The organism is Glycomyces tenuis DSM 44171 (assembly GCF_000427885.1).
GTDB classification, from domain to species: domain Bacteria; phylum Actinomycetota; class Actinomycetes; order Mycobacteriales; family Micromonosporaceae; genus Glycomyces; species Glycomyces tenuis.
Genome location: NZ_ATYW01000004.1, coordinates 324,683 through 346,870 on the forward strand (window position 1 = coordinate 324,683; position 22,188 = coordinate 346,870).

The following is a 22,188-nucleotide window of genomic DNA, read 5'->3' on the forward strand; positions in this document are numbered from 1 at the left end:
TGGCTAGACGCCTCATCTCAGCGGGCTCGATCGGGTGCTCAGGCGCTACCAGACGACCTCGTCGAGTGCCGGCCACGGCGGCCCCTCCCGCAGAACGTGAAGGAACGCCACTCCTGATTCTCTGCCGCTGGGGTGCCGTTCATCGACACAACTCCTTGAGTTCCGGTCTACCCGCGGCACTGCCGCTGCCACGCCGAGCCTCAATCGAGTTGCCCGAAACGAGCGCCTCGCGTCCGGCGGTCTGAGGGATGCCATGGGCACGCTTGCGCCATGAGGCCCACGTCGCTAATCTCAGACGAGTTCCACGGCGTGCCCTCACCTCCCGTCGGAGCCCGATACGAGAGGAACGACCATGTCCTATTCCAGGACCGAAATTCGGGTTGCCGCCATCTCGGCGGCCGTTGCAGCAGTCATGCTGGCGGGGGCCACAGCACAGGCCGAGCCGAAGGACTCCACCCTGCGCGGCGAAACGCCGATCGATCTGAAGGTCGGCAGCGCTGTCTGGGGCCAGAACCAGCTTCTGGACTTCGACCCCGAGAACCCCACTGAATTCCAGAGCATTCTCGGCGAAGAGTTCGACTCAGTGACCCCCGAGAACGACATGAAGTGGGCCGAGATCCACCCCGAGCCCGACGTCTACGACTTCTCCGGCGCGGACGCCGTCGTCGCGTTCGCCAAAGCCAACGGCCAGGAGGTGCGCGGTCACACGCTGCTGTGGCACAGCCAGAACCCGGACTGGGTGACCGAGGCCAGTGATGACTGGACCTGTGAGGAGGCGCGCGACGTCCTCGAAGACCACATCAGCACCGTCGTCAGCCGCTACGCCGGCGACATCTACGAGTGGGATGTGGCGAACGAGATCATCCAGGACACCTGGGACGATGGCGGCGTCAAGCTGCGCACCGAGGCCAACCCCTTCCTCAAGGCCTGCTCGGAGGACCCGGTCGGCCTCATCGGTGACGCCTTCCGCTGGGCACACGAGGCGGACCCCGAGGCGGTGCTCTTCCTCAACGACTACAACGCCGAGGGCGTCAACGAGAAGACCGACGCCTACTATGCCTTGGCGCAGGAGCTGCTCGCCGACGGCGTGCCGCTGCAAGGCTTCGGCGCCCAGGGGCATCTGAGCCTGATGTACGGCTTCGACGAGTCGATGCAGGCGAACTTCGAGCGGTTCGCGGACCTCGGGCTGCAAGTCGCCGTCACCGAGGCCGACGTCCGCATGCCGCTCGGCGAGGACGGAAACCCGACCGAAGAGCAGATCGCGCTGCAAGCGGAGCGCTACGACGGCATGCTCCAGGCGTGCCTCAACGTCCCGGCCTGCTCGAGCTTCACGGTCTGGGGCTTCGATGACGGGCACTCGTGGGTGCCGGGTGTCTTCGACGAAGGCTACGCGACGATCATGACCGAGGAGTACGAGAAGAAGCCGGCGTACTTCGCCCTGCTCGACGGCCTCTCGGACGCCACCCCCGGCAGGTCCCCGCGGACGCCGCCGGGACTCGACAAGTAAGCCTCACCGAGCGACGACCAGCGGCGCGTAGGGCCGAACGGGCCTCGCGCGCCGCCGGTCGCCTACCGGCGCAACTGCCGAGGCCCGCACGGCGCAGCACCCGCCGGGCCGTGAGCGCATCGCCCAGAGCGTCGTTCGCATCCTTGCGCCAGGGCGGCGAGCAATTGACATTTATTTATTGACATATAAGTCAAGTAGTGACGTTTGAACCGGTCGCCCCTCCCGACCGTTCGAGAAGCAGCGCACGAGAGGAAGTCGACCATGATGGAGTCCCATGCACGGCGACCGGTCCCGCCGGACCGCCCCAGACCCACAGTGCTCGCCGCCGTGGCGGCGGTGGGAGCAGGCGCATTCCTGGCGGTATCGCCTGCCACAGCCGCCGTGAGCAGCGATCCGTGGGTGACGGTGGTACCGGACAACCCAGTGGAGAACGTATACCGCTTCACCGTGCCCACCGAGGTCATGACCGAGGTGACCGGCGTCGAGGACGGCCAGGTGACCGTGCAGGGGAACTTCGGACCGGGCAAGACCTGGACCGAGTTCAACGCCGACGGCGACGCGGAACGCGTCGCCACGATGGGCCCGCTCGAGCCCGGGCTGTACTACTACCAGTACGCGGTGCGGCCGGCTCCGGACGAGGAGGCCGTCACGTTCCGCAATCCGGAGACCGACCAGGAGGTGACGGCGCGGCCGAACCTCAACACGCTGTTCGTGCCCGGCCCGGGCGCGGAGTGGTTGGCCGACGTCGCCGACGGCGGTGAGCTCGACACGATCGAGTACGGCGCGGGCTCCGAGGCGCTCGTCTGGACCCCGCCGGGCTACGACGCGGATCGCGCCGAGCCGTACCCCACGCTCTACCTCCTGCAGGACGACGGCCAGAGCCACCGTGAGTGGGTAGAACTGGGCCGCCTGAAGCAGATCCTCGACAACCTCGTGCTCGACGGCGACGCCGAGCCGATGGTGGTCGTGATGGCCGACGGCGACGGGCGCTCGGAGAAGAGGCACCTCACCAAGGAGCTCGTCCCCGCCACGGAGTCGGCGTTCCACGTCTCCTCCGACCCGAGCGACCGAGCCGTCGCCGGCATCGGCAGGGGAGCGGAGCAGGCGCTGGAGACGCTCGTCTCCGACACGGGCGCCTTCACCGGCGTCGGATCCTTCTCAGGCGGCCTCGACCTGAAGATCAGCAACGGCAAGGCGCACCAGATCAACGACCGCACCGACCTGATCCGCGTGTACGGCGGCAACGTCACCGACCCCGCCTACGACGACATCGTCGCGCTGGAGGCCACGCTCGCGGAGGCGGACGTCGAGTTCCAGTCGGACGGATCGAATCCCGCCACCGGCGGCACCTGGGAGACGTGGCAGGCGAGCCTGCACGACTTCGCCCAGCGGCTGTTCCGGTCGGTCGACGAGCACGGTCCGAGCGAGGGCCACCTCCCCTTCACCGCCCGCGAGGTCCCCGCGCCGGGCACGGCACCCGCCCCATGGGTCGACGAGAACGGTGTCGTGACCTTCGAGGCCGGCCCCGAGTTCGCCGACGCCTCCCGAGTCACCGTCTGGGGTAACTTCGGCCCGGCGGGAAGCTGGCCGCGTACGCCGATGACCAAGCAGGACGACGGCTCGTGGCGCCTGTCGATGCCGCTCGAGGGCGGTTCGTACTACTACAAGTTCGAGGTCGACGGCGTCGATCAAAAAGACGAGGACAACCCGACGTCGGTGTTCTCTGAGCCCGCGTGGAGCACGTTCACCGTCGCCGGTGACACGCTCCGGGGCCGGTACACCGCGGAGGTGCCCGCCGACGAGCGCGGCGAGGTGAGCGTCATGGACTACACCAGCACCGCCGGCGAGGAGGAACGCTCGGCCTACGTGTGGACGCCGCCGGACTACGACGCCGACCGCGCCGAGGCGTACCCGGTGTTCTACCTTCAACACGGCGGCGGGCAGACCTGGACCGACTGGCTCGAGGTCGGTTACGTCGACCGGATCCTCGACAACCACTACCGGCAGGGCGGCATGGTGCCGATGGTCGTGGTGATGGCCAACGGCAACGGCGTCGACTTCCCGACCGAGATGACGACGCGCATCGCCCCGACGGCCGAGGAGCAGTACAACGTGAGCTCGGACCCGCGGCGGCGCGCGCTGGCGGGCCTGTCGATGGGCTCGGGGCACACCCTCAGCACCCTGTGGGCCCACCCTGGCGAGTTCGCTTACATCGGTGCGATGTCGGCTTTCGGCGGCCCGCCGCAGGGCACCGACGTCGACGCCGTCAACGCCGGCACCGAGCTGATCCGGGTGTATTCCGGCGACCGGCAGGACTTCACCTACGGTGCGACTCTCGAGCTGATCGCGGCGATGGAGAACAGCGGTATCGAGCACGAGTTCGCACCTGTCATCGCCGGTCCCCACGGCTGGGACGTATGGCAGGAATCATTGATCGACCTCCTGCCGCGCTTGTTCACGGCCACAAGCTAGGAGCGCGTGCCGTCCGGGGCCTGCCTGACCGGCCTCGGACGGCACGCCGTGCGGATCCAGGCGATCACAAACGGCCGCATGGGCCCGTGGGGGTGCGGTACTGCATTCTTATGCGGACCCGAATCCCCGTCTAGACGCCTCATCGCCTCGCCTCGCGGAGCCGGCCGAGCCCTGGATCTCGGATTCGGGCCCTTCATGGAAGCCGCACCCCGATGGCGATGTCGCCCCTGACGACGCGCCACCCGTATCGCCACGCTCGCTCAGTCGGAGACTGTCGGCCGAACAGTGCACAGCCCTGATCGACGCGGACAGCGGAGGCGTGCCGCAAAAGGCCGCAGCGGTCCAGGACCGAACAGGCTGTCCGGCAATCTCACCCGACCTGGCAGGTCGCGACTACTTCAAATCCGCGCCACCAGCTGTCGCTTCATGACTGCTCGTCGGCCTCAGGACCTCCAGCCGCTCCCTCGACGGCTTCATCGGAAGGCGGATAGGCGTCGCGCAGACGGTGCATGGTCGCCGTCACGACGGCACGGATGTCCTTCTCGTGCAATGAGGCGGAGGACAGCGCGGAACTGAACGAGAAGCCCTCGATCAGGGTGAGCAGCAGGAGCGCCTCGCGGTGCAGCGCCTCCTCGTCGACGGCGCGGTCGGCCAGTGCCTCGCGCAGCAGCGAGTGGATCACCTCTTCGGCCGCGAAGGACGTCGCGGCGATGTCGGCCGCGAGCTCCGGGTCCGTGCGCGCCATGACGCGGTATTCGACGAGGGCGATGTTCTCCCGGTGCTCCTGGTCGCTGGTCGGCGCGACGAAGGCGATCACGTCCACAATCCGTGCCACCGGGTCGTCGGACAACGGCGTGGCGCGGCGCGCGGCGCGCTGCATGAGGACACCCATCGTGAAGCGCATGACCTCGCGGAGGGTGTCGCCGAAGTAGTGCCGGATGCTCCCGATGGCCAAGCCGGCGCGTGCGGCGATCCGGGCGAGGGTCACCGAGCGGATCCCATGGGCGGCGATCTCCTCGATCACGGCGTCGGCGACCAGCTCCCGGCGGGCCTCCGGGTCGACTCTCTTGGGCATGGCCTCATCCTAGTCAGTTTTATTAGCATGGCCATGCTAATCTATTTGGCATGACCATGCTAAAAAATCGTCGCGACGACGCCTCCTCCCGTTGCGACCACGGACAGGACCAGACGTGAGCGACTGGCACGGCCCCTGGGGCGGTGCGGCGCGGAAGGGGCAACCCGACAAGGGCTGCGACGGTCTCGACGGACTCGGAGGTCTCGACGACGACGCGGGAGTCTGGTCGACGCCCGCTCCTGAACCGGGAGCGCCGTTGCCTCCGTTCCGCCGTTCCCTCTCGCTGCGGCGCACGCGCTTCGCGATCGAACTCTCCGACGCGTCGACGGCGACGGTCGACATCGATCACCTGGAAGGCCGGGCCTCGCTCTACCGGGACGACCGGCACGTGCGGACCTCCGACATGCCGGTCCGGTTCCCACTCGGAACGGACGGCATCGAGGTCGCCGCGAGCAGGTACGGCATGCAGCGGATCCACCTGATCTGCGCGGACGGCACCCAGCGACGTCTCGATCCCGCACCGGGAACGCCCGAGCACTGGCGCGCCCAACTCTCCCGGCGACACCCCGGGATCGGGCGCGTCCTGGCCGCCGGCGCCGTCATCGTGCTGACGATCAATCTGATCCTCCTCGCCCCACAGCTGCTCGAGCTGGCCACCCACCTCCCGCTGTGGGCTGAACGCTTCACCCCGTTCGTCTCGCCCATCGACCTGCCGGCATGGGCGAACACAGCGCTCACCATCACCGCGGCTCTCGCGGGGATCGAACGAGCACTCACCTTCCGCCAGCACCGGCTCCTGGACGCCGAGACCGGCGGCATCGAGAGCTGACGTCCCCCCACCGGCCGATCAGGTGCGGTCCACCAGGAAAAGCCACATCAACCGCCGCACCCTCGGACACGACTGCGGCTTGACACAGGAACAACGCATGCGACCACGTCTTCCACTCACGAATCGAACCCCGCGCCTCGCGACCGGGCTCGCCGCGGCGGTACTCCTCCCGGTCGCCGGCTGCACGTCTGCCGATCCTCCACCGGACCCCGGCACGGACGCGGACCTCGACGCCTACCTCGCGCAAGACCTCGACTGGGGCGGATGCGAGGACACCGCGACGAATGCGGCGGACGCCGAGCTGTTCGCGAACCCCGCGCTCGAGTGCGCCTCGGTCGAGGTGCCGCTCGACTACGACGAGCCGGACGGCGAGAAGGCGAACATCGCGCTCCTGCGCCTCCCCGCCACGGGCGAGGCCGAGGGCTCGTTGCTGGTCAACCCGGGCGGCCCCGGGGGCTCGGGCACCAATCTCATCGCGTCCACCTTGCCGCTGTGGCAGGCCGGCCCCGTAGCCGAACGCTTCGACATCGTCGGCTTCGATCCGCGCGGGATCGGGTCGTCGACCCCGGCCCTCGACTGCTACACCGATGAGGAATACGACGCGGGCGACGTGCCGCAGCTCGGTGCGGTGTACGACGTCACCAGCGCCGAGCAGGCGGCCGAGTTCGCAGAACGCTGCGTCGACGGCTCCGGCGGCGTCGCGAACCTTGTGAACGCCGGGTCGGTGAACGTCGTGCGCGACATGGACATCATGCGAGCGGTGCTCGGCGACGACCGGTTGACCTACCTCGGCTACAGCTACGGCTCCGAGCTCGGCGCCATGTACGCCGCGACCTACCCCGAGAAGGTCCGCGCCGTCGTGCTCGACGGGGCCGTCGCGCCCCACCTGACGGCAAGGGAGTTCCGCCTCTCCCAATTCGCCGGCTTTCAGGCGCGGTTCGACGACCTCGCCGCACTCTGCGCCGAATCGCCCGACTGCGTACTCGGCACCGATCCCACGGCTGTGAACGATCGCCTGCACGAGATCGTCCGACCGCTCATCGAGACGCCGCTGACCGCCGACGGCAGAGCGGTGAGCGTCTGGGACGTCTACGCAGGTATTTCGGTCGGCCTGTACTCGGAAGCGATGTGGCCCGACGTCATCGCCGCGCTCACTGCCCTCGAGGCAGGCCGGGCCGACGAGATGCTCGCCCTGCGCGATGCCTTCTACGCCCGCCACGCGGACGGTGCGTACGGTTTGGACCTCGACACGAACATCGCCGTGCGCTGCATGGACTGGCCCCGCCTGACGCCGGAGGAGCAGACCGCGCTCGCACACGAGCTCGGGGAAGCCGCGCCGATGTTCGACCTCGATGTGTTCACGGCAGGGAACTTTCACAGCGAGTGCGAGGCGTGGCCCGCGCCGCCCACGCGCGACGAGCCCTGGCTCGGCGATGTCGAAGGCCTCCCCGAGACGCTCGTCGTATCGGTCACCGGCGATCCCGCGACACCGCATGAGGGCGGCATCGCGATGGCCGACGCGCTGGGCGGAAGCCTGCTCACCGTCGACGGCAAGCAGCACGGTGCCTACCTCCTCGGCGGCAGCGAGTGCGTCGACGAGGTGGTCAACGCCTACCTCCTCGACCTCGAATCCCCGCCCACCGATGCACGCTGCAGCCTTTGAACCCCGCCCCGCTGCGCGTCACGAGCTTGTCGCAGTTGGCTTGCGGGTGAGGCGGTGGTCGCTCCTTCGTCAGGGCTGGTGTGCTGCGGGGAAGAGCCGCTGGACGGCGGTGACGACGGCGGTGCGGCGTTCGCGCAGGAACCTGTCGCGTTCGGCGGGATCGGCGGGGTCGAAGTCGGTGTACGCGGCCCAGGAAGCGGCTATCTGGTTGAGCAGGACCAGGATGTCGATCGGGTCCCAGGACTGATCGAGGATGCCGTCCTGCTGCGCCCGGCGGAGGCGTTCGAGCTTGCCGGCCATGGTCGCGCGGACCGGGTCGTCGGCATCGGTGCTGTCGGGGTCGAGTTCGAGGCGGCCCCACTGCATGAGCCGGAATCGCTCAGGGTGCGCGGCGTAGTAGTCGTGGAGGCGACCCGCGTACCCGGGCAGGTCGGCCGGGTCCATGCCGGTCGCCTCCACGATCGCGGTCAGCTCCTCGGCCGAGACCAGCCGGTAGAGGGCCTCCTTGCTGGCGAAGTAGGCGTAGACGCGCTCCTTGCTGGTCTTTGCCGCTTTCGCGATGCGGTCGATGCGCGCACCGGCGATCCCGTAGCGCGCGAACTCGGCGCGGGCGGCGGCCAGAATGCGGTCGCGCGTGGCTGTAGTGCTGGAGGCGGGCGGCATCGGACCAGCGTACCCGCCCGAACCGAACGGTTTGACGATCGAGCTTCTCCGGAGTACGGTTCAAACCGAACCGTTTGGTTTGATGAAGGGAACTGTCATGCAGCACCGCACACTCGGCGCCCAAGGACTCGACGTCTCCGCGATCGGCTACGGGACGATGGGCCTGACCATGGCCTACGGCCCCGGCGACGAGACCGAAGGTCGCGCTGCGATCCGCCGCGCCCACGAGCTTGGCGTGGACTTCTTCGACACCGCCGAGCTCTACGGCTGGGGCACCGGCTCCAACGAGATCCTGCTCGGTGAGTCGGTCAAGGACTTCCGCGACGAGATCACCATCGCGACCAAGTTCGGCTTCGATCTGAGCGACGTCCAGAACGGCTTCGGCCTCAACAGCCGCCCAGAGAACATCCGCGCCGTCGCCGACAACAGCCTCCGCTACCTCGGCACGGACCGCATCGACGTGTTCTACCAGCACCGCGTCGACCCCGACGTCCCCATCGAGGACGTCGCCGGCACCGTGAGAGAGCTCATCGACGCCGGGAAGGTCAAGTACTTCGGGCTCAGTGAGGCCGGCCCGGAGACCATCCGCAAGGCGCACGCCGTCCAGCCCGTCTCGGTCCTCCAGACCGAGTATTCCCTGTTCGAACGCGATGTCGAGCAGCTCTTCCCCGTGCTGGAGGAACTCGGCATCGGCTTCGTGGCCTACTCGCCGCTCGGCCGCGGGTTCATCACCGGCACCGCCAAGCCCGCCGCCGAGTACGACGAGACTGACTTGCGCCGCGTCGACCCCCGTTGGCAGGCCGGCAATTTCGAGCGGAACGTCGCCGCCGTCGACCGCATCGCCCAGCTCGCTGCATCGAAGGGGATCACAGTCCCGCAGTTGGCCCTGGCCTGGATCCTGCACCAGAAGGACTACATCGTCCCCATCCCCGGCTCGCGCAGCCGGACCCGCGTCGAGGAGAACACCACCGCGGCCGGCGTCAACCTCACTGACGCCGACCTCGCCCAGATCAAGGCGATCCTGCCGACCGGCGGTTTCGGCGCACGCTACACCCAGATGCCCGAATGGGTCTGACATGCGATGACCGAACCGCGGGGTGACCGGCGGTGACAGGTCACCCCACGGCATTGTCCCGACGCCCCTTTCGCAGAGAACCGGAACGGTGGACCAGTTCATCAAACGGCCCACGCCCGCCGGGCTCGGGGCGATCACCGCGCACACGAGACGCGCTCAGGACGGTGGGATCGCCCGCCTCGGCACCGCCACCGTGGACGCCGCCGGGTGTGTCGAGGAACGTCCGGGCGCTTCCGCGCCCGGGCGTTCGATCTCTCTGGGGCCGGTCGCGCATCGAAACGGTGGAAAGCCGGGCCCTCAGGGTTCGAGGTCGGCGACACCGCGGCCGGTCGCGATGTCGAACGGCACCGAGACCTGGTCGTGGGCGATGCGCCATTCGCCGCCGGTCCGCTTGAGGCAGTACGTGGCCCGGACCCACATGCCCTCGGTCGCGCCCCCGTTCGCGAGCGTCCCGCTCAGACGGCCGAAGCCGTGCGCGAACGCCACCTCACCGTCCGCGGTGACGGCGAGATCCCGCAGCTCGTAGCGCAGTTCACGAAAGATCGCGAAGGCGTTCGCCCAGTTCCGGAGTTTCGCGTCCACACCGACGTGCTGGAGCGGCGGTTCGATGTCGAACGAGACGACATCCTCGGTGTAGCAGTCCTTCAAGTCGCCGAGGCTCTTCGCCTCGAGGGCCTCGACGATGCGGCCGAGGCACCGGCGGATGGCGGTCTCGGCTTCGTCTGGTGCAGGCATGGATGCCCGTCCTTCCATTCGATCCTGATGCTTCTTACACCTCTTTGACGAGACAGGCCGCCGGAATGTGAGGCGAGCGTCTGCCTGACATTTCCGCGCGCTGTCTCGTCGTACCGGTGCAACCGAAACCGCATCGGCCCGATGCCGGCCGCGAAGGAGGAGACCATGAACGACTTCCAGGCGATCGCCGTCCGCGTCGAGATCGAGGCGCTGCGCGGCGAGTTCACCGACGCGGTGAGGATGCGCGACTATGACCGCATCGCTGCCATGTTCACAGCGGACGGCGCGTGGCGGATGCCCGGCATCCCAGCCGAGGTGCACGACCGAGAGCAGATTCGAGCCTGGGGGCGGCGCGCCCCGGGCTCGTCGACTTCCTCGTCCAGAACACCCACCCCGGCCTCATCGAGATCGACGGCGACACCGCCACCGGGCGCACGTACATGTCCGAGGTCGGGCGCGGTACCGACGGCCGATCGGCGCTGAACTGCGCGATCTACCACGACCGCTACGAGCGGACCGCGGACGGCTGGAAGTTCGCCGAGCGGACCTACGAGATCCGCTACCTCGACGAGACCCCGCTGACCGGCGCCGTGCCCGGCCGCGACGACCACTGACGGCCCCTACCCGACAGGAGCACAGACATGACCAGGATCGGCATCATCATCGGCAGCACCCGCCCCGTCCGCAACGGCGAACAGGTCGCCGCGTGGGTCCACGAACTCGCTTCGCGGCGCGCCGACGCCGAATTCGAACTGATCGACCTGCGCGACCACCCGCTCCCGCACCTGGACGAGCCGAAACCGGCGATGTGGGGCAGCTACCAGCACGAGCACACCAAGGAGTGGTCGGCCAGGATCGGCGCGTTCGACGGGTACGTCGTCGTCACCCCCGAGTACAACGGCACCGCGCCCGGTGCGCTCATCAACGCCTTCGACTACCTGTTCGCCGAATGGACCGACAAGCCGATCGCCCTCGTCTCCTACGGGGTCCTCGGCGGCGCCCGCGCGGCCGAACAGCTCCGGTCGATGTGCGGCACTTTGCAGATGGCCGTCGTGGGTCCGCAGGTGCTGCTGTCGTTCGCCACCGACTTCGAGGGTCAGACGGCCTTCCGGCCGACCGAACGCAGTGTCGCCATGCTGAACACTTTGCTGGACAAGACGATCTCGTGGAGCAACGCGCTCGCCCGCATGCGCGAGCAGGTCCTCTCCGTATCCTGAAGGCGAAGGTCGGCGGTCCGCCGAACCTGCCGACGGCTGCTCAAGGTGGTGGTCACAGTGCGCGGCCGGTGAACGCGAGCAGGCGCCGGTGGGCCGGGTCCTGATCCGAGGGGCGCCGTGCCGCCTGGCGTCGGCCCGGAGCGCTCCCGGAGACCCTCCGTCTCGGATGTCCGACACCGGCTTCTCCCGCCCCACCGGGAACGTCCTCGCCCGCGCGACGGTCCGCGCGATCGGCGGCGTCATGTCGCCGACCGTTCGGCGGCGACTTCGGCGAGGAGTGTCGGCAGCCGTCCAAGTCCTCAACGACTATGAAGGGTGCTCAAAATGCCCGCGGTAGTCCGGTGTCGGCCAAGGCGAACGGGCCCGTGGCCACGACCGGTGTCCGAAAGGGGAGTCACTGCCGGTTCAGGCCAAGGTGAATCCGGTTCGCTGTGGCGAAACGGCTCCGCCTCGAAGCCCGCAAACCAGGGGCGATGATCTGGATCAAGGGCGGCCCGCGGACCGCCGCACCGACCAAACGGAGCGTGGAGAACGCATGAGCACTACCGACGAGCACGCCGAGCGGTTCACCCTGCTGCGGGCGCGGAGCCGCCGCCGCGACCGAGCAGATCACCGAGCGGTTCATGGCCGCCGTCGGCGACCTCGACGGACTACTCGAACTGCTCGCCATGACCGACACCCACCGCATCAGCCGCCGCTGAACCACGGCGCCACAGCCACAGAACGGAACGATGATGACCGAGAAGACGACCGAGACCCAAGTGGTGATCGCCGGTGCCGGGCCCACCGGACTCATGCTCGCGTGCGAGCTGCGCCTCGCCGGAGTCGACGTGCAGGTCCTCGAACGCGAGGCCGAACCACGCACCGCCGAATCGCGCGCCGGGGGCCTGCACATCCGCACCCTTGAAATCCTCGACCAGCGGGGACTGCTCGACCGCTTCCTCGCGCACGGGCGCCCGAGGTCCGGCGTGCACTACGCCGGGCTTCCGCTCGACCTCACCGACGCGCCGACACGGCACCCGTACCTGCTCTTCATCATGCAGTCCGAGGTCGAACGGCTGCTCGCCGAAAGGGCGGCCGAGACCGGAGCGGCGATCCGCCGCGGCACGGAACTCCAAGGCTTCAGCCAGGACGAAACCGGCGTCACCGCCGCCCTCGCCGACGGCTCGCACGTTTGCGCGCAGTATCTCGTCGGCTGCGACGGCGGCCGCAGCACCGTGCGCCGCCTCGCGGGGATCGGCTTCCCCGGCACTCGGGCCACGATGACCGCCATGCTCGGCGACGTCCGCCTCGCCGAACCGCCCGGGCGCGACATCTTCCAGGAGCGGCGCGAGCGCGGCAGTTTCTCGGTGCTCCCGTTCGGCCCCGACTGGTACCGGGTGATCACCAACGAGTTCGACCACGTCGCCGACCGGGACGAACCGGTGACTCTCGAAGCCCTCGCCGCCGTCCTCCGCAAGATCGCCGGTACGGACTTCGGGATGCACTCCCCGCGTTGGCTCTCGCGCCACGGCGACGCGGCCCGCCAGGCCGAGCGCTACCGCGACGGCCGGGTCCTCCTCGCCGGGGACGCCGCGCACATCCACTTCCCCGCTGGCGGCCAGGGCCTGAACACCGGCGTGCAGGACGCCGCCAACCTCGGCTGGAAACTCGCCGCGGTCGTCCGCCGACAGGCCCCGGACGCCCTGCTCGACACCTACCAGACCGAACGCCACCCGGTCGCCGCCCGCGTCCTCCAGAACACCCGCGCCCAGACCGCGCTCTGGCGCGTCGACGAGCACACCACCGCACTGCGCGAGACGATGACCGACCTCATCGAGATCGACGCAGTGCGGCGGCGCCTGGCAGGTGAGATCACCGCGACCGACCTCAGATACCCCATGGGCGGGACCGACGACCTCCTCGGCAGGCGCATGCCCGACCTCGACCTCGACGACGGCCGCCTCTACGAACTGCTCCACCAGGCCCGCAGCATTCTTCTGGATCTCATTGGCCTGCAAGCACTCGACACCGTTGCCGCTGGTTGGGGAGGCCGGGTCGACCTCATCCGAGTCCGTCCCGCCGAGGCCGCGAGCCTCGGCGCGGACGCCGTCCTCATCCGCCCCGATGGACACGTCGCCTGGCTCGCCCGCACCGGAGCGGCGCCGGACCTGGACGCGCTCCGAACCTCCCTGACGACATGGCTCGGCCCGTCCGATCGAATTGAGCAGCAGGCAATCACAGTGGCCCATCGCACGATCCGATGAGGAGCAGATCGCGCCTCAGCGGATATAGACGAGGAAGTGCCGCGTCCTCGCGGCTTCGTCCGCTCCAGGGCCTTCTCCAAGCAGAGTGCGCATTGTGCCGGAACACGTGCGAGAGGCATTACAAGGCAAAAAAGGACCTTCAACATGAAGATCCTTCTTGTTCTATATATCCGTTTGTGGTCGATACTGGGATCGAACCAGTGACCCCTCGCGTGTGAAGCAGAGTTAGGACTTCCATCTGCCCTGTCCGCCTAGTTGCGTAGCAGGTCAGAGCTGGGATTATGCCATCCTTGATGCCCGACATTGTCCGTGGGTGACCGATCGGAACCACAGTGTTTAGCTCCCAATATGGCTCCTGTTGTCGCACGGCCCTACATGCATTGTTTCCATCCACGGTCCGTGGTGAAGTCTGTAAACCGGCCTCCCTAGTCTACGAGACCAAGGGCTCGCGCATGTTCGCATCCTTGCCATGAACGGGGGCCGGTGGGCCATATGGTTGCGATTTCAAGGGTCGTCAGGAACTCGACGTAGGCGGGCCCGGGGTACTCGGACAGCGCTGCGACGAGAATCGTGTCAGGATCAGCGAGGAAGTGCCGATACTCGAGTAGCTGACCAATGCACTCTCGGAGCCCTAGGTGAGGTTTGCCGGCGGGGAAGACCTTGACCTCGACCAGGCAGTCTGGGCCCTGCTGTTGATGCAGCACAAGGTCACGTGGGTGCACCTGGCGGGTGTTCGGCTCGAAGCCGCGGGGGCTCGCCCACGTCCCCAACCGGCCCACCAAGGTCTCATGGGATCGTTTTCGTTTCTGTACCGTCGACCTGATGTGGACGCGATAGTCTGCATCGTCCTTCGGCTTGAACTCCCGTAGCTGTACCTTCGGGGCAGGATCTGATTCGGGCTCGGGTAGTTCGACCAGCTCTTCAGTGAGGGCTTCCTTTTTCGCCTCGACGGCCTCTGTGTAGAGATCGAGGAAGCGCCTGACCTCTTCCGCTATGGCCTCATCGGAGGGCAGGTCGCTGAGCTCCCAAGTCCGGGCGTAGATGTTGCCTGCCTCGTACTTCGAGACTAGATCCCCGGCGCCCAAGATCAATTTGGTCGCCAGTCCCTGTGTATCGGCATCGAGAAGATCTCGCACGGCCTGAGCTTCGTTCCGAAGCAGTTGTTTCGCGGTCATCTTCCGCTCACGTGCTAGCGCTGGCGCTACGGTAACGCCCTGGTTCAAGCTCAAGGAGACTTGAGTGCGTTCGGTGTTGAACAGGAAGACAACATAGACGCCCCTGGTGGGACTGCTCGTTACGTCGGGATCAAGGATTGCAACCCAGAGCCCAAGCGGCAGACTGCCGACCCCTGTGCTGTGTTTGATGGTGTAGTGGCTTGGAGCTATGCCGTAGAGCTGGTCCACGATGCCTTGGAGGGTCTGGAAGATCGGCTGTTGTTTGTTGCCTTCTCGGTTGTAGTCGGCTGTCCCGACTTGTGCCAGCAGCGTGCGAATCATGAGAATCCTTCATCTTAGCGTCGAGGACAGCACAGTAGCGCACACTGCCGACACCGACGGGACAGCTTGCTGCTCAACGGTGGTGCCACCTATCCGCAGCCGCCGACTCCGTCGTCGGCAAGTACCTTCACCTGCTCCCTACAGCAGTGCCGCTGCCCGCCACGCTGCTTGCCCATGAGGGGATCCGGACGCCGTTCGGGTCGGCCTCGAGTTCGACGCTGCCTGGAGTCCTCCACTGGGCTCGACGGTCTGGATCTGAGCAGATTCACCGGTCGCGGCTCGGTTCTCGTCACTGCCTTGGCGCCCCTGCGCCCACATGAATCTGCACTCGCCTTCGTGTCGACTGTCTTCATTGCGCCGCCGCTTCCTCCGCCGCCGGCGCCGGACGGGACCGGCGCCAGTCGTACGCCCGTCCGAGCGGCGAGCGGCGGGGCGCGCTTGCGCGCCCCTTGAGGACATCGAAGTGTTGCCGGTCTCGGCACACCACAAGGCCATGATGCGCACCGCCTGGGAACTGGGCGGCCTGGAGGTAACGCCGCACTGGGCTTGCGCCGCTGGGCGCACATGCTCGGCTTCCACGGCCACTTCCTCACCAAATCCCGACTCTGGTCGACCACGCTCGCCGAGCTGCGCTCCATCCGCTTCCGCTACCGCCTGCTCGAGGCCCTCGCCGAGCTCGAGGTCGACGAGACCGACGTGATCGTCGTCAACGACTGGGAAGCCGTCGCCTTCGGCCACGCCTCCGACGCCGAGCGCGAACTTGCCTCCGCGATCGCGGAAACCATGTGCAACAACAACTCTCTAAAAAGGACTCAAGGAAGGATCGACACTGATGGGAGTGAAATATCCGCTGGTCGTCGCCGATGACCGGCTTCGCGAACGCGTCGAGGCGCACTGGGACTACCTGTTCGACATCGAGGTCTACCCCTCGGTCGAAGCCGCGCTGGAGGCCACCGGCTGCGGCGCCATCTACCGCGACAACGGCCACGACCAGACCGTACTCGCCTGCGAGGTGACCGGCTGCCCCTTCGGATGCATCTTCACATCGAAATGGCTCGACATCGACACCTTCGGCGGCATCGCCACCAACCGCCCCGGCTGCCCGGCCGTCACCGAAAGGCGAGAGCGATGAATGGGCGTGGTGCACCTCGGCGGCTGGAACCTCGAACTCAAAACCACCAAGACACGAGAGACCAGCCTCGTTCAAGCCTACGGCCGGCTTGTCAAATGGCGGGAGGCGATCCGATGAGTCCGCGTGTCATCGGCGTTGAAGATGCCGCCGCGTACCTGTCGGTGCCGATTCGGTTCATCCGCCGCATCGTCCATGAGAAGCACGTCCGTTACTACAAGTTCGGGCGTTATGTCTGCTTTAGCAAAGTCGATCTGGGCGCCTTCCTCGATGCCAACCGGATCGAGGCCGGCCGTGGCTGAGGACGACTCGGAGAACCGGCCGAAGAAGAAGGCTCGCCACGGCGACGGCACGGTCTTCTGGGACAAGGCCAAGGGTTGCTATGTCGGTCAGATCTCGCTTGGCTACAAGCCGGATGGGACGCGGTTGCGGCCCAAGGCCGAAGGTCGCACCAAGAAGGAAGTCCACGACAAGCTCAAACGGATCAGGGAGGATCACGAAGCCGGGCTCGAGCTGGGGGACAAGTACACCGTTGAGCAGGCGTGCCGAGACTTCCTCAAACGCGGACTTCCCAAGCAGGGGGCCTCGACGGTTTCCGGCGTCAAGACGCATCTGGAGGTCCACATCATCCCCGGCCTGGGCAAGGCGAAGTTGAAGCGGCTCTCGGCTGACGACGTTGACGACTTCCTCGCAGGCCTGACCTCGAAGTGCTCGACCAGCTATATCGGCCGGATCCTCGGGACACTGCGGCGGGTCATCCGGTTCGCGCAACGGCGGAACAAGGTCGCTCGGAACGTCGCCGAGCTGGTGGAAGCACCCAAGGGCAAGGCAGGCCGACCGAGCAAGGCGCTCACGCTCGAGCAGGGCAAGGCGATCATCCGGGAGAGCCACGGGACGTGGTTGCACGCCTACATCGCAGTTTCGATGTTCACCGGCGTCCGGACCGAGGAGGCGCGGCCGCTCAAGTGGGCGCACACGCACCTGAACCCGATCGTGGGGGAGGAGTGCTCGTGCGGGGCGGTCCACCGGGAGGACTTGCCGCCGCATATCGAGGTGTGGCGCTCGGTCCGCGTTCACGGCGACACTAAGAATGAGACGAGCCGTCGCACGGTCGCGCTGCCGGCCTACGTGGTCGACATCCTCACCGCCTACCGGAAGCGGCAGATCGAGGAGCGCAAGCGGAACGGCCACAAGGGGGAGGGCATCGTCTACGTCTTCGGCACCCGGCATGACACGGTGAAGGAGGCGAAGAACGTTCGGCGCTATTTCAAGGCGGTGACCGAGGCGGCCGAAATCGAGGGGAACTGGGTTCCGCGGGAGCTGCGGCACACCTTCGTCTCGTGGATGTCCGACCAAGGCGCGAGCGATGAACTGATCGCCGATCTCGTCGGGCATAAGAAAACTTCGACGACGCGGACGGTCTACCGCCACCAGCTCCGGCCGGTCATCACCAAGGGCTCTGAGCTGCTCGATAAGGCCTTCGGAGACGGGTTTGAAGAGGCGGATTGAGGGCCTGTTGGCTCTCTGTTTGGCAATAAAACGCCCCCGGCCACTCGGTGCCGGGGGCGTTTGTCGTGGTGGTCGATACTGGGATCGAACCAGTGACCCCTCGCGTGTGAACCGATTTAGAGGCGGAATCGTGGGAGGTTGACGCCGCTGGCAGTGCCTTGACCTGCACTGGTGTGTCTTTGCTCGTCCGCTGAAGTCCGGTGAGGTGTGTCTCCCATGGCCCCGGGTTTGGCCCCAAGGTTGTCTGCAGGGGCTGAAACATAGGGCAGCTTGCTTCGTTGGGCGGCTGGCTGACCGTGAAAGAGTTCAAAGGGTCCAAAGTTTCAGGTCTTCTTTTCTAAAGCAGTAGTCATTTCTTTGTGAGGTATCTATAGGGGGCGCTCGGATCAGCTAGCAACACGTTCTAAGCGTCGCAATGGGGGTATACCAACATAGGAGCAAGGCCTAAAAATCGCTCTACGTGGCTCTCAGCGGGATATGTTTCCGCAGGTCAGCTATGCAGAACCGAAGAAAGCGGCGATTCCAACGACGATCAGTCCGCCATAGAACGGAGCGACTGCCCACGATAGCCAAACGCTCCGGCCTGGGACCCATCTCTGAACGAGTCGTCTCAACTTCTGCCGACGCTTTACCGATGGAGGGCTTGGATCTAGCGCATGAGTCGGGTTAAGCGAAAACAGTGGCACCGGTCGAGATTGACGTGCCACGCAATCGTACAAAACTCTGTACGATCGTTCCTGGCGAAGATAGTTTGCATCAAGCAAGCTGAATATGAGTACAGCCGCAATGCCTAGTAGTGATATTGGCTGGGAATCTTTAGTTAGGGCGTACCCATATGTGGCTGTAGCTACTGGCAGAAGCCAGCCTTTTACGGTTGACGATGCCGCTGACATTCGTGTAATTACTGCCTGGATGTAATCCAGATGTTTTCGCCGGTCTTCGGGATCCATTGTGCTCGTCTCTGAATCCCGGATCAAATTGAAGCCTCCTTCTGGCACTCTTTCCGCAGGATTTTCCAGGCGCGATCCTGCTCGTCCTTGGAAAAGATTGTTTCGGTAGGCCAAATATCTCCCATTGCATCGTTCTTCCACCGTGGTACCACATGAACATGAAGATGAGGGACTGTTTGCGAGGCAGCTTCGCCATTCGACTGAATGATATTCAATCCGTCTGGTTTAAAAGTTCTACGGGTGACATGAGCGATCAACAAGGTCGCCTGTGTTAGAAGAACCGCAGATTCCTCGTCAAGATCCCAGATTTCTGGAATGTGTGTACGAGGTACTACGAGCGTGTGTCCTAGTGTTGCAGGGTTAATTGGGAAGAATGCCGCTGTATGTGGGTCTTGATAAACAAGACGTGCTGCCGGATCGTCACCCCTAACGATCCGGCAGAAGGGACAAATTCCCTTGGAGTCCTTCACCAGCGGACTTTGCCTTGACTTGACCACCCTTCCAGGTTATCAGCCAGCCGGTTGTAGGTCGCTTTCGAGTCGATCTTCCCGCTGTTGTCGTAGCGAGTCGGATCGAAGACGGGCACATCGTTCTCGATGCCTGCTTTAGCGAAGGGGTTGACGCCCGCACTGTCGGTCTTGCCGAGCGATGATAGGCCGTGGATACGAACGCCGAGCAGCGGTTTCTTGTCAGACCACGCCTTCTCGATCTCGTAGATTACCCAAGGTCGGGAGGCGGTCTGCTTGCCGATGAGCACGATCACGGCCTTCTTGTAGGCCATCTGGTCGTGAATCCACTTCTCGACGGCAGCGTTGCCCGCGCCTTCGATTTCCTCCCATTCCTGAGGATTTAGGAGAGGTTGTCCCTCCAGGGCGTTGATATTCCGGACAAGTTGGACGCGATGAACATCGTGCTCGTAGTGGAAGCTGTAGAAGATTGACTTGGCCATGATGCTCTCCTCTCTCGTGTCAAGCAGCTTACACTCTTTCTCTGCAAAGCGCGCTGATGACTACCTCTATTGAACGCGGAGAGTTGGCTCAACTTCGAATGGATTGCGAATTCGTCTATATGCTCCCAAATGTCAGGTCAACTTGTGCTAGATAATGCCTGATGATCCTGGCAAGATGCGATGTCGAAAAAGGCGTTCCCTCTGTCTATAAGAAGCGTTCTCTGTGGGTCAAGTTCTGGCGGTTCCGGAACGAAGCTTGAGTTGAGGAAGTGGTGACTGATCTAAACTGTTAGGATTTTGTGTATCAGCGCTGTCTTGCCCGAATGTTTCAGCCTTCTCGGGAATTTTCTGTTCGTTAGCCTTTCGAAGCTTTGCACCTACCAGAACGATGATTAGTCCTGCGATAACCTGAATGCCGGGATGCTCTCCTAGGAAGACCATGCCGAGCACTACGGCTACCACCGGCAACAGATAGACGACGATCGAGGCCGCAGTTGGGCCGTCGTCTGTGATGATCCGGTAGTTGAGGACGTAGGCGATGCCTGTGCCGAAGGCTCCGAGGGCGCAGATGGCGAGGATCGGGCCAAGGTCCCATTGGGACGAGGGCCAGCCCAGTATGGGCACCATGATGAGTGTGATGGCCGTAGCGCAGATTAGTTGTCCTGCTGCCATGCTCAGCGATCCGAGCTTGCGACGTGCCAAGTAGTGGCCGATATAGACGTAGCTGACGCCGTACGAGGCCGCCGCCGCGAGGCAGGCCAGGCCTCCCCAACTGGCAATCTCTGAGCCATAGCGCCACGGGGAGAAGATCAGTAGTACGCCAGCAAAGCCAAGCGCGAGGCTCCATGCGTTCTGCTTGGCGGATCGGCCACTTCGATACGCCAGCACGGTGAACAGGACTGTCCATAGCGGGGCTGAGGCGTTGATGACTCCGGCCGTAGCTGAGGAGACCGTCTCTTCCCCGATGCCGAAGAGCAGGTAGGGGATCGCGTTACCGAAGAGTGCCGCAACGGCGAGGTGGCCCCAAGTGGTCCATCCTGCGGGGAGGCCGAGGCCCCGGAGCCGCAGGATGGACAAGAGGACTGCGGCTCCGAGCGCCATGCGAAGCACGGTGATCTGGATTGGCGAGAAGGCTTCTAGGCCTATCTTGATCCAGAGGAAGCTCGATCCCCACAGCACTGCGAGCGCAGCGACGCGAAGCGCTCCGAGATGCCGCAGCGCCACCTAATCCTCGATCCGGATCCGGTAGTCAAGCCCGTTGATGTCAGCCCTCATCGTGAAGTGAGTGACCTCGAATGGCTGTTCATCCTGGTCGATTCCGGTGTGTACGACGTCGATGACCGGCACGCCAGCGGGGACCTTCAGACCTTCGGTCTCCTCCGGGGTTGGCATTCGAGAGGAGATCTCCTCCCGGATTGAGGTGATGCGGTGGCCTTGATCTTCGAAGCGGCCGTACAGACTGCCCTTACCCATGTTCGCCGAGGTGGCGAGCACGGTTCCCTCGGCGATCTCCCACGGGATGTAGGTGATGCCGATCTGCACGGGTTCTTCGTCGGCGAAGTACCAGTTCTCGCGGCGGACCACGAAAGCCTCATCGGCTGAGATGCCAAGTCGTTCGGCGACGTATCCGGGAGGCCGGATCTTCTCGATGGACGGGCAGTCGACCCGTGGAGTCTTCCCCTGCTTCTCGACCTCGGACCGGAACGGTGACTTCCCGGTCTCCTCGCGGAGTCGATTCGAGTAGCGCTCAGCGCCCAGCCTCAGGAGCCGCCGCCGCTCGCGGACTCGGGGCCGGGCTCGGTCTCGGCTGTCGATCAGTCCTTCGGACTCGAGGATCTTGATCGCCTCGCCTGCGGTATTGCGGGCGACGCCGTACCTGTCGGCGAGGACGCGCTGCGAGGGCAGCAGTTCACCCGGCCGGTACACCTCGTTGTTGATGTCGTCGCGGAGTTCGTTCGCCATCCGCCGTCGCGGCGGCAGCTTCTCGGCGGGCTCGCGTCCCGTCTCCTCTGCGTCGTGGCTGTGCTCAGTCATGCGTTTCACCTCGTTGACCAGCGTATCTCAACTGGCTTGGGCCAGATGCTTGCGTGGGCTGAATCATGCATGGTATAACTGGCTTAAGCCAGATCTGGCTTAAGCCAGATTCTCTACCTGGGAGGTACGCATGGATTTCAACGGCTCGCACCCGGTCGCGTCGGCGGCGGCTCGCCTGTGTCGTTCGCTGCACGACCACTCGCCGTCTTGGGAAGACGTGGCGTGCCCCGAGTGCTGGGACGCCGCGCTGCTCGCGGACAAGGAAGCTGCCACCGAGGCCGGTCTCGATCTCGAGTGCCCTGCCGACACGGCCCTGGTCGATGAGGTCGCCGTGTCACGAGCCGTCGCCGGTGAGGCGATCGAGCTGACCGTGGCCGAGTGGCACGCAGCCAGGTCGGCGCTCATGAAGCGCCGAGGCGTGTGCGTGCGTCACGCCAAGTTCCTGCTGGCGCGCAACGTCACTGTGGTTGACGCGCTCGGCAACCCCTTGACCCCGCCGGTCCTCGGTGTCGCCGCCCGTGGCGTCGCTTCAACGGCTCGCATCGTCAATCTCGCCTCCCAGGCCCGTACGCGCCGCAAGACGGCCCGACGGGCCTCGTTCATGTCCACTGCCGCCGAGCTGGCTGCGTGAGAGGACCG

The 22,188-nt window shown here is 65.6% G+C and carries 21 protein-coding genes; 13 read left to right on the forward strand and 8 right to left on the reverse strand.

The genetic code is table 11. The features are described from left to right. Positions 1 to 352 precede the first annotated feature (352 nt). Together YWW_RS0108630 and YWW_RS29110 are read left to right on the forward strand one after the other, a co-directional pair. Positions 353 to 1,507, forward strand: coding sequence for an endo-1,4-beta-xylanase (locus YWW_RS0108630; protein ID WP_026929818.1), 1,155 nt, complete (start codon positions 353 to 355; stop codon positions 1,505 to 1,507). Positions 1,508 to 1,930: 423 nt separating this feature from the next. Beyond that, positions 1,931 to 3,979, forward strand: coding sequence for an alpha/beta hydrolase-fold protein (locus YWW_RS29110; RefSeq protein WP_051325539.1), 2,049 nt, complete (start codon positions 1,931 to 1,933; stop codon positions 3,977 to 3,979). Positions 3,980 to 4,403: 424 nt separating this feature from the next. Here YWW_RS29110 and YWW_RS0108640 read toward each other — a convergent pair whose 3' ends face one another. Next, the gene (locus YWW_RS0108640) at positions 4,404 to 5,054 is read right to left on the reverse strand and encodes a TetR/AcrR family transcriptional regulator (RefSeq protein ID WP_026929819.1); all 651 of its coding nucleotides are present in this window, start codon (positions 5,052 to 5,054) and stop codon (positions 4,404 to 4,406) included. 115 nt (positions 5,055 to 5,169) lie between these two features. Here YWW_RS0108640 and YWW_RS29115 point away from each other — a divergent pair, with 115 nt between their 5' ends. Beyond that, positions 5,170 to 5,883 (forward strand): hypothetical protein, encoded by a 714-nt coding sequence (locus tag YWW_RS29115; RefSeq protein WP_155830030.1) that lies wholly within the window; start codon positions 5,170 to 5,172, stop codon positions 5,881 to 5,883. Positions 5,884 to 5,980: 97 nt separating this feature from the next. Continuing rightward, entirely contained in the window at positions 5,981 to 7,546 is a 1,566-nt protein-coding gene (locus tag YWW_RS0108650) for an alpha/beta hydrolase (RefSeq protein WP_026929820.1), read from the forward strand. A 69-nt stretch (positions 7,547 to 7,615) separates the two neighbouring features. Here the strand turns inward: YWW_RS0108650 and YWW_RS0108655 are convergent, their stop codons facing one another. Beyond that, positions 7,616 to 8,209 carry a TetR/AcrR family transcriptional regulator gene (locus YWW_RS0108655; protein ID WP_026929821.1) on the reverse strand — a complete coding sequence of 198 codons (594 nt, stop codon included), beginning with the start codon at positions 8,207 to 8,209 and terminating at the stop codon, positions 7,616 to 7,618. A 97-nt stretch (positions 8,210 to 8,306) separates the two neighbouring features. On the opposite strand from YWW_RS0108655, the gene YWW_RS0108660 reads away from it, so the two are divergent. Then, entirely contained in the window at positions 8,307 to 9,284 is a 978-nt protein-coding gene (locus YWW_RS0108660; protein WP_026929822.1) for an aldo/keto reductase, read from the forward strand. 297 nt (positions 9,285 to 9,581) lie between these two features. On the opposite strand, the gene YWW_RS0108665 is transcribed toward YWW_RS0108660, so the two are convergent. Further along, a complete protein-coding gene (locus YWW_RS0108665) occupies positions 9,582 to 10,019 on the reverse strand; it encodes a YybH family protein (RefSeq protein WP_026929823.1) in 438 nt (145 codons plus the stop codon). Positions 10,020 to 10,306: 287 nt separating this feature from the next. Here YWW_RS0108665 and YWW_RS29120 point away from each other — a divergent pair, with 287 nt between their 5' ends. The 3 genes from YWW_RS29120 (at position 10,307) to YWW_RS29125 (ending at position 13,482) form a co-directional block, all read left to right on the forward strand. After that, the gene (locus tag YWW_RS29120) at positions 10,307 to 10,633 is read left to right on the forward strand and encodes a nuclear transport factor 2 family protein (protein ID WP_211228485.1); all 327 of its coding nucleotides are present in this window, start codon (positions 10,307 to 10,309) and stop codon (positions 10,631 to 10,633) included. A gap of 27 nt (positions 10,634 to 10,660) precedes the next feature. After that, a complete protein-coding gene (locus YWW_RS0108675) occupies positions 10,661 to 11,236 on the forward strand; it encodes an NADPH-dependent FMN reductase (protein ID WP_026929824.1) in 576 nt (191 codons plus the stop codon). Between the two features lie 734 nt (positions 11,237 to 11,970). Beyond that, complete coding sequence (locus YWW_RS29125; protein ID WP_051325541.1) at positions 11,971 to 13,482, forward strand: FAD-dependent monooxygenase; 1,512 nt, start codon at positions 11,971 to 11,973, stop codon at positions 13,480 to 13,482. A 425-nt stretch (positions 13,483 to 13,907) separates the two neighbouring features. Here YWW_RS29125 and YWW_RS0108685 read toward each other — a convergent pair whose 3' ends face one another. Then, positions 13,908 to 14,978 (reverse strand): MrcB family domain-containing protein, encoded by a 1,071-nt coding sequence (locus tag YWW_RS0108685; protein WP_026929825.1) that lies wholly within the window; start codon positions 14,976 to 14,978, stop codon positions 13,908 to 13,910. 546 nt (positions 14,979 to 15,524) lie between these two features. On the opposite strand from YWW_RS0108685, the gene YWW_RS0108690 reads away from it, so the two are divergent. The 4 genes from YWW_RS0108690 to YWW_RS0108710 all read left to right on the forward strand — a co-directional run bounded on the left by YWW_RS0108690 (position 15,525) and on the right by YWW_RS0108710 (position 17,616). Next, the gene (locus YWW_RS0108690) at positions 15,525 to 15,845 is read left to right on the forward strand and encodes a replication initiator (RefSeq protein WP_035696331.1); all 321 of its coding nucleotides are present in this window, start codon (positions 15,525 to 15,527) and stop codon (positions 15,843 to 15,845) included. Next, positions 15,811 to 16,110, forward strand: a complete 300-nt coding sequence (locus YWW_RS0108695; RefSeq protein ID WP_155830032.1) for a hypothetical protein — start codon at positions 15,811 to 15,813, stop codon at positions 16,108 to 16,110. Before YWW_RS0108690 ends, YWW_RS0108695 begins: the two co-directional genes overlap by 35 nt. 113 nt (positions 16,111 to 16,223) lie before the next feature. After that, positions 16,224 to 16,409 (forward strand): excisionase family DNA-binding protein, encoded by a 186-nt coding sequence (locus tag YWW_RS35805; protein ID WP_026929828.1) that lies wholly within the window; start codon positions 16,224 to 16,226, stop codon positions 16,407 to 16,409. Then, positions 16,402 to 17,616 carry a site-specific integrase gene (locus YWW_RS0108710; RefSeq protein WP_026929829.1) on the forward strand — a complete coding sequence of 405 codons (1,215 nt, stop codon included), beginning with the start codon at positions 16,402 to 16,404 and terminating at the stop codon, positions 17,614 to 17,616. The genes YWW_RS35805 and YWW_RS0108710 overlap by 8 nt, the downstream gene beginning before the upstream one ends. A gap of 973 nt (positions 17,617 to 18,589) precedes the next feature. On the opposite strand, the gene YWW_RS34920 is transcribed toward YWW_RS0108710, so the two are convergent. From YWW_RS34920 to YWW_RS0108725, 4 genes are all read right to left on the reverse strand, one after another. Beyond that, complete coding sequence (locus YWW_RS34920; protein ID WP_211228486.1) at positions 18,590 to 19,036, reverse strand: HIT family protein; 447 nt, start codon at positions 19,034 to 19,036, stop codon at positions 18,590 to 18,592. After that, positions 19,033 to 19,515, reverse strand: a complete 483-nt coding sequence (locus YWW_RS0108715; RefSeq protein ID WP_026929830.1) for a TIR domain-containing protein — start codon at positions 19,513 to 19,515, stop codon at positions 19,033 to 19,035. The genes YWW_RS34920 and YWW_RS0108715 overlap by 4 nt, the downstream gene beginning before the upstream one ends. Before the next feature lie 228 nt (positions 19,516 to 19,743). Further along, positions 19,744 to 20,739 carry a DMT family transporter gene (locus YWW_RS29130; RefSeq protein WP_081687292.1) on the reverse strand — a complete coding sequence of 332 codons (996 nt, stop codon included), beginning with the start codon at positions 20,737 to 20,739 and terminating at the stop codon, positions 19,744 to 19,746. Continuing rightward, positions 20,740 to 21,549 (reverse strand): GntR family transcriptional regulator, encoded by an 810-nt coding sequence (locus YWW_RS0108725; RefSeq protein ID WP_051325543.1) that lies wholly within the window; start codon positions 21,547 to 21,549, stop codon positions 20,740 to 20,742. It abuts the gene before it with no gap. Positions 21,550 to 21,679: 130 nt separating this feature from the next. On the opposite strand from YWW_RS0108725, the gene YWW_RS0108730 reads away from it, so the two are divergent. Then, complete coding sequence (locus tag YWW_RS0108730) at positions 21,680 to 22,180, forward strand: hypothetical protein (RefSeq protein ID WP_026929832.1); 501 nt, start codon at positions 21,680 to 21,682, stop codon at positions 22,178 to 22,180. The last annotated feature ends 8 nt before the right edge of the window (positions 22,181 to 22,188 follow it).

Coding starts and splice junctions, on each gene's coding strand:
- YWW_RS0108630 (WP_026929818.1), top strand. CDS start 353: ATGTCCTATTCCAGGACCGAAATTCGGGTTGCCGCCATCTCGGCGGCC.
- YWW_RS0108640 (WP_026929819.1), bottom strand. CDS start 5,054: ATGCCCAAGAGAGTCGACCCGGAGGCCCGCCGGGAGCTGGTCGCCGAC.
- YWW_RS0108650 (WP_026929820.1), top strand. CDS start 5,981: ATGCGACCACGTCTTCCACTCACGAATCGAACCCCGCGCCTCGCGACC.
- YWW_RS0108655 (WP_026929821.1), bottom strand. CDS start 8,209: ATGCCGCCCGCCTCCAGCACTACAGCCACGCGCGACCGCATTCTGGCC.
- YWW_RS0108660 (WP_026929822.1), top strand. CDS start 8,307: ATGCAGCACCGCACACTCGGCGCCCAAGGACTCGACGTCTCCGCGATC.
- YWW_RS0108665 (WP_026929823.1), bottom strand. CDS start 10,019: ATGCCTGCACCAGACGAAGCCGAGACCGCCATCCGCCGGTGCCTCGGC.
- YWW_RS0108675 (WP_026929824.1), top strand. CDS start 10,661: ATGACCAGGATCGGCATCATCATCGGCAGCACCCGCCCCGTCCGCAAC.
- YWW_RS29125 (WP_051325541.1), top strand. CDS start 11,971: ATGACCGAGAAGACGACCGAGACCCAAGTGGTGATCGCCGGTGCCGGG.
- YWW_RS0108685 (WP_026929825.1), bottom strand. CDS start 14,978: ATGATTCGCACGCTGCTGGCACAAGTCGGGACAGCCGACTACAACCGA.
- YWW_RS0108695 (WP_155830032.1), top strand. CDS start 15,811: ATGGGAGTGAAATATCCGCTGGTCGTCGCCGATGACCGGCTTCGCGAA.
- YWW_RS35805 (WP_026929828.1), top strand. CDS start 16,224: ATGAGTCCGCGTGTCATCGGCGTTGAAGATGCCGCCGCGTACCTGTCG.
- YWW_RS0108715 (WP_026929830.1), bottom strand. CDS start 19,515: ATGGCCAAGTCAATCTTCTACAGCTTCCACTACGAGCACGATGTTCAT.
- YWW_RS0108725 (WP_051325543.1), bottom strand. CDS start 21,549: ATGACTGAGCACAGCCACGACGCAGAGGAGACGGGACGCGAGCCCGCC.
- YWW_RS0108730 (WP_026929832.1), top strand. CDS start 21,680: ATGGATTTCAACGGCTCGCACCCGGTCGCGTCGGCGGCGGCTCGCCTG.